13 protein-coding genes are annotated in these 11,915 nt (G+C 29.4%); 4 read left to right on the top strand and 9 right to left on the bottom strand.

Annotated elements, in window-relative coordinates:
• Positions 1–46: 46 nt before the first annotated feature.
• Complete coding sequence (locus ACPKM0_RS05590) at positions 47–1,084, bottom strand: PfkB family carbohydrate kinase (protein WP_472474107.1); 1,038 nt, start codon at positions 1,082–1,084, stop codon at positions 47–49.
• A gap of 130 nt (positions 1,085–1,214) precedes the next feature.
• On the opposite strand from ACPKM0_RS05590, the gene ACPKM0_RS05585 reads away from it, so the two are divergent.
• On the top strand, positions 1,215–2,171 hold the full coding sequence (locus ACPKM0_RS05585) for a bifunctional 4-hydroxy-2-oxoglutarate aldolase/2-dehydro-3-deoxy-phosphogluconate aldolase (protein WP_472474106.1): 957 nt from the start codon (positions 1,215–1,217) through the stop codon (positions 2,169–2,171).
• A 152-nt stretch (positions 2,172–2,323) separates the two neighbouring features.
• Here the strand turns inward: ACPKM0_RS05585 and ACPKM0_RS05580 are convergent, their stop codons facing one another.
• From ACPKM0_RS05580 to ACPKM0_RS05550, 7 genes are all read right to left on the bottom strand, one after another.
• Positions 2,324–3,055, bottom strand: coding sequence for an ABC transporter ATP-binding protein (locus tag ACPKM0_RS05580; RefSeq protein ID WP_472474104.1), 732 nt, complete (start codon positions 3,053–3,055; stop codon positions 2,324–2,326).
• A 1-nt stretch (position 3,056) separates the two neighbouring features.
• On the bottom strand, positions 3,057–3,833 hold the full coding sequence (locus tag ACPKM0_RS05575) for an ABC transporter ATP-binding protein (protein ID WP_472474102.1): 777 nt from the start codon (positions 3,831–3,833) through the stop codon (positions 3,057–3,059).
• Positions 3,833–4,759, bottom strand: a complete 927-nt coding sequence (locus ACPKM0_RS05570) for a branched-chain amino acid ABC transporter permease (protein WP_472474100.1) — start codon at positions 4,757–4,759, stop codon at positions 3,833–3,835. The genes ACPKM0_RS05575 and ACPKM0_RS05570 overlap by 1 nt, the downstream gene beginning before the upstream one ends.
• Complete coding sequence (locus ACPKM0_RS05565; RefSeq protein WP_472474145.1) at positions 4,759–5,646, bottom strand: branched-chain amino acid ABC transporter permease; 888 nt, start codon at positions 5,644–5,646, stop codon at positions 4,759–4,761. The genes ACPKM0_RS05570 and ACPKM0_RS05565 overlap by 1 nt, the downstream gene beginning before the upstream one ends.
• Positions 5,647–5,778: 132 nt before the next feature.
• Positions 5,779–6,945, bottom strand: coding sequence for an ABC transporter substrate-binding protein (locus tag ACPKM0_RS05560; protein WP_472474098.1), 1,167 nt, complete (start codon positions 6,943–6,945; stop codon positions 5,779–5,781).
• A 278-nt stretch (positions 6,946–7,223) separates the two neighbouring features.
• A complete protein-coding gene (locus ACPKM0_RS05555) occupies positions 7,224–7,994 on the bottom strand; it encodes an ABC transporter permease (RefSeq protein WP_472474096.1) in 771 nt (256 codons plus the stop codon).
• Positions 7,991–8,599: an ABC transporter ATP-binding protein gene (locus ACPKM0_RS05550; protein ID WP_472474094.1), complete on the bottom strand. Its 609-nt coding sequence runs from the start codon at positions 8,597–8,599 to the stop codon at positions 7,991–7,993. The genes ACPKM0_RS05555 and ACPKM0_RS05550 overlap by 4 nt, the downstream gene beginning before the upstream one ends.
• A gap of 123 nt (positions 8,600–8,722) precedes the next feature.
• Between ACPKM0_RS05550 and ACPKM0_RS05545 the strand changes: the two genes are divergently transcribed.
• Positions 8,723–9,028, top strand: a complete 306-nt coding sequence (locus ACPKM0_RS05545; protein WP_472474093.1) for a PadR family transcriptional regulator — start codon at positions 8,723–8,725, stop codon at positions 9,026–9,028.
• Between the two features lie 66 nt (positions 9,029–9,094).
• Positions 9,095–9,925, top strand: coding sequence for a Cof-type HAD-IIB family hydrolase (locus tag ACPKM0_RS05540; RefSeq protein WP_472474091.1), 831 nt, complete (start codon positions 9,095–9,097; stop codon positions 9,923–9,925).
• Between the two features lie 44 nt (positions 9,926–9,969).
• Here ACPKM0_RS05540 and ACPKM0_RS05535 read toward each other — a convergent pair whose 3' ends face one another.
• Positions 9,970–11,409, bottom strand: a complete 1,440-nt coding sequence (locus ACPKM0_RS05535; protein ID WP_472474089.1) for an NAD(P)H-dependent flavin oxidoreductase — start codon at positions 11,407–11,409, stop codon at positions 9,970–9,972.
• A gap of 256 nt (positions 11,410–11,665) precedes the next feature.
• On the opposite strand from ACPKM0_RS05535, the gene ACPKM0_RS05530 reads away from it, so the two are divergent.
• Entirely contained in the window at positions 11,666–11,914 is a 249-nt protein-coding gene (locus ACPKM0_RS05530) for a helix-turn-helix domain-containing protein (protein ID WP_472474088.1), read from the top strand.
• The last annotated feature ends 1 nt before the right edge of the window (position 11,915 follow it).

The raw sequence follows: 11,915 nt of genomic DNA, 5'->3' as shown, positions 1-11,915 counted from the left end.
AAAATGATATGGAGCAACAAACAATAAAAACAGAAATTAAAACAAATTAACGTTGAACTCTTCCAGATCCATCGCCTTTACATAAAGCTTCAACTTCACTTTTCCTAGATAAATTAAAATCACCATTGATTGAGTGTTTTAAGCAAGAAGCTGCTACAGCATAGTTTAGAGCATATTCCTCATCATCACTATATTCACTTAATCCGTAAATCATACCGGCTGAGAAAGAATCTCCTCCTCCAACTCTATCAATAATATCAGTTATTTCATAATGTCTAGATAAATAGAAACCAGTTGTACCAAGTAAAGCTGCTGACCAACCATTTCTATCTGCACTCTTACTTTCTCTAAGAGTAATTGCTACATGGCTTACATTAGGGAATTGAGCTTTTACTTTTTCTGCTAATTCTTTATATACATTAGTATCTAATTCACCTGATGTAACATCACTATCAGCTTCGATACCTAAACATTTTTGAACATCTTCTTCATTTGCAATTACTACATCAGCAAAAGGAACTAATTCCCTCATAACTTCTGGTGCATCTTTGCCATATTTCCATAATTTTTTTCTATAATTTAAATCAATTGAAACTGTAACACCATGTTCTTTAGCACTTTTCATAGCAGCTAGTGCACAATCTGCTGAATTTTGACTTAATGCAGGTGTAATACCTGTTATATGGAACCATTTTGCATCTTCAAAAATCTTGTCAAAATCAAAATCACTTGGAGATGCTAGAGCAATAGAACTATTAGCTCTATCATAAACAACTGATGAAGGTCTTTGATTAGCTCCTGTTTCTAAGAAATAAATACCTACTCTTCCATCTTTAGTTAATGTGATATCTTTAGTATCAACACCATATTTATTTAGCTCTCTCATTGCTGCTTCGCCAACTGCATTATTAGGTAAAGCTGTAATAAATTTTGAATCTCTTCCAAAAATAGATAATGATACAGCTACATTAGCTTCTCCGCCACCAAAAGTTGCTTCTAATCTTTTTGTTTGGAATAATCTTTCATGCTCTTCACTTCTTAAACGAAGCATTATTTCTCCAAAACTTACAAACTTGTTTCCCATAATTTCCTCCAAAATGTTTAAAATTATTAAACTTTTCACTTGATAAACTAAATAATAAAGGTTATTATCTTAATTGTCAAGATTTTTGGAACATTGTTCCATTTTTGAAAATTAAGGAGAAAAATATAACATGACTGAAGAACTAAAAAAGAAACTTCATAATATTGGTATTGTTCCAGTTGTAAAATTAGAAGATGCAAATAAAGCTGTTGGATTAGCTAAGGCTCTTTTAGATGGTGGAATCAACTGTGCAGAAGTTACATTTAGAACAAGTGCAGCAGAACAAAGCATAAGAAATATAACAAAAGAATTTCCTCAAATGTTTGTTGGTGCAGGAACTGTAACTAATGTTGAATTAGCAAAAAAAGCAGTAAGCGCTGGAGCTAAATTTATAGTTTCTCCTGGATTTAATGAAGACACTGTTAATTGGTGTTTACAAAATGATATTCCAATCATCCCTGGTGTTTGTACACCTAGCGATATTGAAAAAGGTTTAGCTAAAGGTTTTGATGTATTAAAATTCTTCCCAGCAGAAGCATCAGGTGGAATCAATATGTTGAATAATTTTGCAGGTCCTTTCCCTAACTTAATGTTCATGCCAACAGGTGGTGTTAACTTAAAGAATTTACAATCTTATGCAACTACTAAAAATGTATTAGCTACAGGTGGTTCATGGATGGTAAAAGCTAATTTAATTGAAAATGAAGAATGGGATACTATTACTTCTATGTGTAAAGATGCAATGCTAGAACTTCAAGGTTTTGAATTTGCTCATGTAGGTATTGAAGATGATAATGAATCTGAATCTACAATTTCAGCTTTACAAACTTTTGGATTCGCATTAAATAGAGGATCTTCTACTGCCTTTGTTTCAGATAAAATTGAAGTAGTCCCAACTTTATTAAGTGGTAAAAAAGGTCATATTGGAATTAGATGTAATGACATTGAAAGATCAATAGAATATTTAAAAGATAAAGGCTTTACTCCTAATGAAAGCACATTTAAATACAACGATAATAATCAATTGAAAGTATGTTATTTCAATGAAGAGTTTTCTGGTTTTGCTCTTCATTTGGTTAGAAAATAATATATTCATAAAAAATTATAATAACATAGCATAATTTTTTGATTCATGACTCTTGAACTAAATCATAATAATTTATGGTTTAGTTCATTTTTTATGTCAAAAAAATACTTGCAACTAAGGCAAGTATTTTATAATTTATTTAGTATTTATACTTAAGCACCTAAATAAGCACTTTGTACGCTATCATTATTTAATAAATCTGCTGAGGATCCTGATAAAACAATTCTACCATTTTCCATTACATAACCTTCAGTTGAAGCTTTTAATGCCATTTTTGCATTTTGTTCAACAAGGAAAACTGTAACTTTTTCAGTTTTATTAATATAGTCAATTTTATCAAAAATATCTTGAATAATTAATGGTGCTAAACCAAGACCAGGTTCATCTAATAAAATCATCCTTGGAGAACTCATAAGAGCTCTTGCTATAGCCATCATTTGTTGTTCACCACCAGAAAGAGATCTAGTTTTTTGTTTTCTTCTAGCTCCTAATATTGGAAAAAACTCATACATTTCTTCTTTCTTTTTCTTAATAAGAGCTTCATCTCTTACCATAAAAGCGCCCATATCTAAATTTTCTTCAACACTCATATCAGCAAAAACACGTCTACCTTCAGGAACTAAAGCAATACCACTTTTAGCAATTTTCTCTGTAGCTAAGCTTTTAGAACTTGAATCACAAATTATATTATTATTATAAGTAATAGATCCATCAACTAAAGGTTCAAGCCCTACAATTGCTTTCAATAAAGTACTCTTACCAGCACCATTTGCTCCGATTAAACTTACAATATCACCTTCATTAACATGCATTGAAACTTCTTTAAGAGCTTTAATAGAACCATAAGAAACACTAATATTATCAATATTTAATAATGCAGACATCTTATTCCTCCTTACCTAGATAAGCTTCAATTACTAATGGATTTTGTTTTATTTCATGAGGAGTACCCTGAGCAATTTTTTGTCCATAGTTTAAAACAGTAATATTTTCACAGATACTCATAACTAATTTCATATCATGCTCAATTAAAACTACAGTAACACCAGTATCTCTAATTTTTCTAATAGTATCCATTAAATGCTCAGTTTCTTGAGGGTTCATACCTGCAGCAGGTTCATCTAAGAATAAAATTTTAGGATTAGAAGCTAATGCTCTAGCAATTTCTAATTCTCTTTGTCTACCATAAGGTAAATTTTTAGCATCTTCATTAGCTAAAGAACTCATATCAAAGAACTCCAACCATTTATGAGCATTTTCAAGCATTATTTCTTCTTCACTTTCCATTCTAAAATATGAATTAAGCATATTTAAGAATCTACCCTTTGTTGGGTTACTACCTGTCATAAAATGTCTACCAATCATAATATTTTCAATTACTGACATTTCTTTAAACAATCTAATATTTTGGAAAGTTCTAGCTATTCCTAATCTTGATATTTTATGACTAGGAAAACCTGTAATATCATTTCCTTGAAAAAATACTTTACCACTAGTTGGTACATCAAGACCTGTCATATTATTAAACAAAGTAGTTTTACCAGCACCATTTGGTCCAATCAAACCTGTAATCAAACCTTCTTTTGCAGAAAAATCTACTTCATTTACAGCCATAACACCACCAAAAGCACGGGTTAGTTTTTCACTTTCTAATAAACTCATTATTTATCCCCCTTAGCTTTTTTTGATTTCTTTTTTTTAGGAGCACCCACTCTATAACTTCTAGCCCCAATAATGCCTTGAGGTCTCCATATCATCATTACAACAAGGATTAAACCGAATAAAACTTGTTTAAATTGTGGAGGAATTACACTTGAAAGGCCTGTTAATTGTGGGAAGTAACTGATTAATTGGATAATAAATGCACCTAAAATAACAGCTGCAAAATTTCCCATACCACCTAAAACAACCATACATAATACCATTATAGAAACCATAAATGTATATGAACCAGGGGTAACAGATAATGCAAAAACAGCTTGAAGAGATCCTGCAATACCAGCAACTGATGCACCTATTGCAAACGCCCATACTTTATATTTTGTAACATTAATTCCCATGGAAGCTGCTGCAATTTCATCATCTCTGATTGCTTGCAAAGCTCTACCCATTCTAGATCTACCTAATCTCTCAAATAGATAATAGGCTATAAGTACAATTATTATTACCATAATTAAGAAAGCCCATTTTTTATATGGGTTAATAGTGTAACCAAAAAAATTAACCATTGGAATTCTTTGAATACCCATTGGACCACCTGTTAAGCTATCCCAGTTATTTAAAACGTTTCTTACAATTTCTCCAAAACCTAATGTAGCAATTGCTAAATAGTCACCTTTTAATCTTAATGTTGGAAGACCAATTAAAACACCAAATAGTGCAGCAAGAATAGCAGCTACAGGTAATGTAGCCCAAAAAGACCAACCATGCCCTGTTGTTAAAATTGCAGTTGCATATGCCCCAATTGCAAAGAATCCAGCTTGGCAAAGACTTAACATACCAGTATAACCAGTAATCAAATTTTGCCCTATAGCCATCAATGCATAAATACCACTATATATTAAAATAAGTAAGAAAAAATTAATCATTATACTTTCTCCCTTACTACTTTACCTAGTAGCCCTTGAGGTCTAACTAATAATACAATAATTAATACAGCAAATGAAATTGTATCTTTCATAGCTTGAGGGATTCCGAAAATAGCAACACCAAAGGTTTCTAATAAACCTAAAGTAATACCACCGAGCATTGCACCCCCAATATTACCAATACCACCAACAACAGCAGCAACGAAAGCTTTAAGGCCTACCATTGTACCCATTGAAGGATAGCATTTAAAATCTAAAGCAATTAACATACCACCAGCTGCAGCTAAAGCTGAACCAATAGCAAAAGTTAAACTAATTACAGAGTTAACATTAATACCCATAAGTTTTGCAGTATCTTGGTCTAAACTTGTTGCTCTCATAGCTTTACCCATTCTAGAATTGTCTACAAACAACTTTAATGCAACCATCATAACAAGAGATACAACCAAAACTAATACTTGGTGAGGAGTTATTACAACACCACCAATATTAAAAGGAGTATTATCGAAAGGGTAATTTAATTTTCTACTTTGAGTACCCCAAGCCCAAGCAGCACTATTAGATAGTATAAATGAAACACCAATAGCAGATAACAATGGTGCTAATCTTGAAGCCTTTCTTAAAGGCTTATAAGCAACTCTTTCAATAACCATACCAAGTGCTGCAGTAATCACCATTGAAATTAACATTGCTAAGAAAAAGGCTATAAAAGTCCAAGTTCCTAAAGGAGCATTTCCTCTTAAAGCGTCAAACACGAACAACCCGATATATGCACCTACCATTAAAATATCGCCATGAGCAAAGTTAATAAACTTTAAAATCCCATAAACCATGGTATAGCCTAATGCAATAAGAGCGTAAACGCCCCCAAGGGTTAGTCCATTCATTAAATGTTGAAAAAATTCTGAAATAGATCCCACTCTGGGTCTCCTTATCTTTTTATTATCTTTTTTATTTTTCTTTGTATCAAACTCAAAGCCGGCCTAAAAAAGCCGGCTATATGTCAAAGTTATATTTGATTATTCGACTTTTTGAATCTTTCCGTCTACTACAGCAAATGCGCCTAAGTATTCAGGAGTAGTTCCATTAACTTTGTATAAACCTTGGTAAGCTACTAAGTCCCCATTTGCAGCAAAGTTAATAACACCAGCTACACCAGCATAATCTTTAGTTGCAGCAATATTATCTCTTACTTCAGCTCTAGTTGCTTTACCATCAGCTGCAGCAGCTTTAATAGCATTTAAGATAATGTTAGCACCATCATATGCATTAGTTGCAAATGAATCAGGTTCAACACCATAAGTTGCTTTATAATCAGCTACAAATTCATTATAAGCTGCACTAGCTTCAACTTTTGCAGGACCTACATAAACAACACCATCAGTATAAGCACCAGCTAAGTTATAAATTTCAGGGTTTGAGAAACCATCACAAGAAACAAATGGAGCACCAACGCTTAATTGAGCAGCTTGTTCTAAGATTTGAGCCATTTCAGCTGTGTAGTTAGGAATATAGATTGCATCTGGAGATTCTGATTTAATTTTTGTTAATTGAGTCTTAAAGTCTTTGTCTCCAACCATACATGTTTCTGCAGCAACAATTGTACCACCTAATGATTCAAATGTAGAACTCATGCTTTCGTATAGACCTTGAGAATAGTCATTTTTAGCATATAATACAGCTAATTCTCTATAACCTAATACTTCATAGAAATAATGACCTGCAACTTCACCTTGTAAACCATCAGATACAACAGTTCTAAAAATGTAATCACCAATAGCTGTAATATCAGCATGTGTTGCAGAAGGAGTAATAAGAGCTAAACCTTCATTTTGACATCTGTCAGCAACTGCAAATGTAGAACCTGTGAAAACAGGACCAACAAGAGCTAAAATTTTATCAGTACTTGATAATTTTTCGATAGCAGCTGAAGCTTTTTCTACAAGACCTTCAGAATCTTCTGTGATTAATGTTACAGGAGTACCATTAATACCACCAGCTTCATTAAAATGTTTAATAGCTAATTCAGCACTATTATTACATAAAATACCATAGTTAGCATAATCCCCTGTCATTGGTCCGATAAAACCAACATTGTATGAAGCTTCTTCTTTTTGACAAGAAACAAAAAATAATGCAGGAGCAATTAATACAATTGCAAAAACAGTTAATAGACTTTTTTTCATAGTTCTTCTTATACTAAGTAAAGACTTAGTTTTCCCTCCAAAGTGAGTTTCTTAATATTTTTAAATATTAATGAATTATATATACAATAAACTGTATAAAAATTCAACTTATTTTCAAATAAATCATTAAATTAATCCATTTTGACACACTTTTCTATAACATGGAAAGTTTTTTTTCACATACACTTTGTTTTTGTATATTATTTTCTGTATAAGGTGAATTATTATTTTTATATTTTTATATAATATTTAAGAATAAAAATTCATTATTTATACAATTAGAAATCAATTTGATCTAAATTATCAAACAGAGAATTTTTAGTAAATAAAATTGATCCTAGAATATTTATATATCTAGTAACATAAATAGCTATCATTATGGCTATTTGATACATAATTGCTTCGAGGGGAACACTCCCTCCTAATATTTGACCAGTCATCATTCCAGGAAGTGCTACCAAACCGATAGTAGCCATAGATGAAACAGTAGGTCTTATTGAAGCTGTTAAAGAATTTTTTATATAAGGAGTTATAGCTTGCAACAAAGTAGCTCCTAATCCTAAATCGTAATTAATTATTTTTTTATTTTCTTCAAGATCTTTAAAAAAAGTATTAATTCCAATAATATCTCCACTTAAAACATTTCCTAACAACATTCCACCAATTGTAATAATATATCTAGCGTCAAAAACATTATCTAAAGCAATAACAAACTTATTAAAGAATAAAACCATAAATAGATTAGGAATCAACATTGATAAATAAATTGGCAAATACAATTTCTTCTTTTTTAATGGCGTTGAATTTGTAATAGAGATTGAAGCTACAAACATCATAATTAATATATAGACTACATTTAATATAGAATTATTAAAATCAAATATATATTGTAGATAAACACCAACTAAACTTAGTTGAATTATCATTCTAACAACAGAAATAATTATTTTTTTATTTAATTGAATATTTAACCTATAGTTAATATAAAGGGTAGGAAGAATTAATAAACACAAATAAAATATACCTAAATAACTTATATCGTTGCTCATAATGAAATCCTTTTAAATTTATCATTTTTCAACCAAACACTATCGTGTGAAATTGAAATAACCATCTTTTCAGTGTTTTCAAAATAGGAAACAACCTTACTTTTTAAAGTTTTATCAAGAGCAGAAGTTATTTCATCAAATAAAAAACAAGGTCTATCCATCATTATTGCAATAATTATTGCTAAACGTTGTCTCTCGCCTCCTGATAATTGTGTTATATTTTTATCTAATAATTTAATATCAAAATCAAAGTAATCACACAATTCTAAGTCTATAGAATGAGACAAATTATTATTATGATATTTTGAGATAATATTTAGGTATTCTTGAACCTTTATTTTTCTTAATGAAACATCTTGGTCTATATAAGCAAAATTTCTTCTAACATCATGGATTTCATAATCATAAAAGTTTTTTCCATTAATTATATATTGTCCACTTTCAAAAGGTTGAAAACCCATTAATATTTTTAATAATGTAGATTTACCTTTACCTGAATTTCCACTTATGATTATTTTATCTTTATCTTCAACGACAAGATTAAATTTATTTAGTATCTCTTTTTCTTGAAAGTTTAAACTTAAATCTTTTAATTCTATTTTCAATTCTTTTGTCCTCAAGATATATTTGACTTTTTTACAAATACTATTTAATATACTATTATCAAAATCGATATTCAATATCGTAATTCGATTTTATAAAAAAAATATAACATTGGAGCCTTATAAATGCAAGACCCTATTAGGAAAATATTTTTAGCTTTTATACAATTACATATATTACATCATGCAAAAAAAGAACCAATATATGGTTCATGGATGATAGAAGAATTAAAACATCATGGCTATGATATCAGCGCTGGAACATTATATCCAATATTCCACAATTTAGAGAAAGCTGATTTAATAATTAGTGAAAAAAGAAATATTAATGGGAAAATCAGAAAATATTATTCTATAACTGAAAAAGGTGAAAATACCTTACTTCAAGCTAAAGATAAAATAGATGAATTAAAATTTGAAATAACTACATAGCTCTTATAGAAATTTTTAACAAATAATGATACAAAATGAAAAATAAATAAGGATATTACAAAAAAAATGGAAAATATAAAATTAATTTGTACTGATATAGATGGAACATTATTAAATTCAAAAAAAAGGATAAATCCAGCTGATAAATTAATGTTACAAAGAGCATGGAAAGAAAAAAACATTCCAATAGCTTTAGTCTCAGGAAGATTTAAAAGTGGTATTACTTTTTTAGCAAAAGAATTAGAAATACCTTGTATATATTCTTGTTTTAACGGTGCCTATGTAGAATGGGAAAACAATGTAATCGAAGATACTAAAATAAGTTTAGATTCACTAAGAAAAGTAATCCCAACTATTAATGAAACGGGCTCAACACCACAGATTTTCGATTTAAATGATTATTATTTTAATGAAGATAATTACTGGAATGAACAACAAATTGGAGTTGTTGGGTTTGAAGGAATTATAGGGGATTTAAATAAACTAATCGACAAATGGGAAAAAGAGGATTATGTACCATATAAAATTCTTGCAAAAAATGGAGATCCTAAAGCTTTAGCAAACACAAAAAAAGCATTAGAAAATTTAAATTTAAATGGGATTAAAATAGTTCAATCTGCTAGTTTTATACTTGAAATCATACCTTCCACATCTAGCAAAGGAAACACCATAAACTTATTATCAAATTATTTTAACATTGATAAAAGTCAAATAATGGCATTTGGTGATTATGACAATGATATTGAGATGCTTCAAAAAGCTGGTTTCTCTGTAGCAATGAAAAACGCTACTGAAGAAGTAAAAACTATTGCAAAATATGAAACAGATACCAATGATAATAATGGGATTGCAAAAGCAATTAATAAATATATATTTGACAATAAATATAATATATAAAATATCCCGCACATCTGCGGGATATAATTTTAATTATCATTAATTTAAACTATAGCTTTCCAAGCAGTTAATAATTTTTCTTCTAACAGAAATTGTACATTAAGCGTATTATTCTTTGCTTTCTTATATTGTTTTCTTAATTCTGGAATTAGATTATCATTATAACTTGATAAAGCTTTTTCATAAGCTTTTTTACAAGCTAATTCTAATTGTAGTTTATTTTCATATTTATTATAAATAGAATTTATTTTTTCAATTAAGGCATTAATAGCTCTTAAATTTTCATTTTGACAAACTGCTACATAACCACTTCTTAATTCAGCAACTAAATCTTTAACTTTAACAATTTCTTTAATTTTATAAGCATTAGAACCAGCAAAAACAAAACCTTTATCAACTTTTCCCATTCTTGCATTATTAAGTGCTATAGAAATACAATAATTTGCATCATTTGCTTTACAAGAAGCTAAACATCTCCAAGTACAAGAAAAATTATGTTTCTTACCTTGTTCACTATTAATAATAAAACTATTTCTAATAGCTCGACCAACCATACCAACTGGACTTTTAATAAAACCAATATCTTCTTTTTTACAGTTTACATAAGCCTCTTTAAATTTAATATCAGCATCACATTCTTCTGTAGCTACAAAACGAGTTGCCATTTGAACGCCATCAGCGCCTGCTTTAATAGTCTTATGAATATCTTTACCACTATATACTCCGCCACCAGCTATAAGTGATAATTTTCTATTAAATTGCTTTTCATATTCATTTAAAGTTGATCTTATTTCTTTAACTAAACTTGGTAACTGATACTCTTTTTTATCCACTTGATCTTTCTCAAAACCTAAGTGTCCACCAGCTAAAGGCCCTTCAACTACAACACCATCAGGAACATCTTTATAAATTTTAGACCACATTTTAAAGATTAAATCACAAGCTCTAGCAGAACTTACAATTGGGACAATGCTAACATTTTTTTCTCTAAGTCTTTTTACAGGAATATTTTTTATAGGTAACCCCGCTCCCATAAAGACAACATCCACAGCTTCTTCAATTGCAACATCAAGCATTTTCTTAAAATTATTGATTGCAACCATGATATTAACACCAATAATACCATCACTCTTTTCCCTTGCAATTCTAATTTCTTTTCTAAAAGCTCTTACACTAGCATTATCCCCATCTTTAAAATAGTCTTTATCTAAAAGACCGATTCCATTAGCAGCTATAACACCAACACCACCTTGATTAGCTACAGCACTAGCAAGGGAAGATAAAGATATACCAACTCCCATACCACCTTGGACTATAGGTACTTTTGCTACATGATTTCCAATTCTTAATTCATTGAAATCATAATTTTTAGTTTTAGAAATATCTATTTGATTTATTATTTTTTTTATTGAAATGTTGCTTTCAACTTTTTGAGTCAATTGTTTTAAATTAGTTTTTAAACAATCAATCGATATTGACTTCATAATCCACTCCATTATTACACTCTTTTTTAAAAAAGTGTGTATTTTTTTCTTATAATACTATTTTTACAAATTTAATAAAAGTGTCAATAATAAAATAAATTAAATATTTTCAATATTTTTATTTACCCCATAAGGTAAAATCTTATCATTTACCCTATAGGGTATACGACTTACATATACCTTACAAGGTAAAAAAACACTATTTACCCTACAGGGTGTATTTACTTATATAAATATCTGTTTTACAATTAAAGATATGAAAAATAAAATAATTAGAACTCCTATTCAATTAGGGCCTTTGTTAAAAGAAATAAGATTTGAAAATAGTTTTACACAAGTTCAACTCTATGAAGAATCATATGTACTCCCTAAAACTATATCAGCTTTAGAGAATGGTAATATAAAATGCACTTTAGAAAGCTTTTTTGATTATATAAATGCTTGTGGATATCATATGGAATTAGTTTCAAATAATATAGATAAAGATAATGAAGAGGTAGATTAGT

Source organism: Pleomorphochaeta sp., from assembly GCF_050031695.1.
Classification (GTDB): Bacteria; Spirochaetota; Spirochaetia; order Sphaerochaetales; family Sphaerochaetaceae; genus Pleomorphochaeta.
The sequence above is the reverse complement of the archived record's forward strand: the minus strand, read 5'-3'. Positions and strand labels throughout refer to the sequence as shown.

What these genes read in the sequence shown, in the direction of transcription:
- ACPKM0_RS05590 (WP_472474107.1), bottom strand. Translation starts at nt 1,084, where the DNA reads ATGGGAAACAAGTTTGTAAGTTTTGGAGAAATAATGCTTCGTTTAAGA.
- ACPKM0_RS05585 (WP_472474106.1), top strand. Translation starts at nt 1,215, where the DNA reads ATGACTGAAGAACTAAAAAAGAAACTTCATAATATTGGTATTGTTCCA.
- ACPKM0_RS05580 (WP_472474104.1), bottom strand. Translation starts at nt 3,055, where the DNA reads ATGTCTGCATTATTAAATATTGATAATATTAGTGTTTCTTATGGTTCT.
- ACPKM0_RS05575 (WP_472474102.1), bottom strand. Translation starts at nt 3,833, where the DNA reads ATGAGTTTATTAGAAAGTGAAAAACTAACCCGTGCTTTTGGTGGTGTT.
- ACPKM0_RS05570 (WP_472474100.1), bottom strand. Translation starts at nt 4,759, where the DNA reads ATGATTAATTTTTTCTTACTTATTTTAATATATAGTGGTATTTATGCA.
- ACPKM0_RS05565 (WP_472474145.1), bottom strand. Translation starts at nt 5,646, where the DNA reads ATGAATGGACTAACCCTTGGGGGCGTTTACGCTCTTATTGCATTAGGC.
- ACPKM0_RS05560 (WP_472474098.1), bottom strand. Translation starts at nt 6,945, where the DNA reads ATGAAAAAAAGTCTATTAACTGTTTTTGCAATTGTATTAATTGCTCCT.
- ACPKM0_RS05555 (WP_472474096.1), bottom strand. Translation starts at nt 7,994, where the DNA reads ATGAGCAACGATATAAGTTATTTAGGTATATTTTATTTGTGTTTATTA.
- ACPKM0_RS05545 (WP_472474093.1), top strand. Translation starts at nt 8,723, where the DNA reads ATGCAAGACCCTATTAGGAAAATATTTTTAGCTTTTATACAATTACAT.
- ACPKM0_RS05540 (WP_472474091.1), top strand. Translation starts at nt 9,095, where the DNA reads ATGGAAAATATAAAATTAATTTGTACTGATATAGATGGAACATTATTA.
- ACPKM0_RS05535 (WP_472474089.1), bottom strand. Translation starts at nt 11,409, where the DNA reads ATGAAGTCAATATCGATTGATTGTTTAAAAACTAATTTAAAACAATTG.
- ACPKM0_RS05530 (WP_472474088.1), top strand. Translation starts at nt 11,666, where the DNA reads ATGAAAAATAAAATAATTAGAACTCCTATTCAATTAGGGCCTTTGTTA.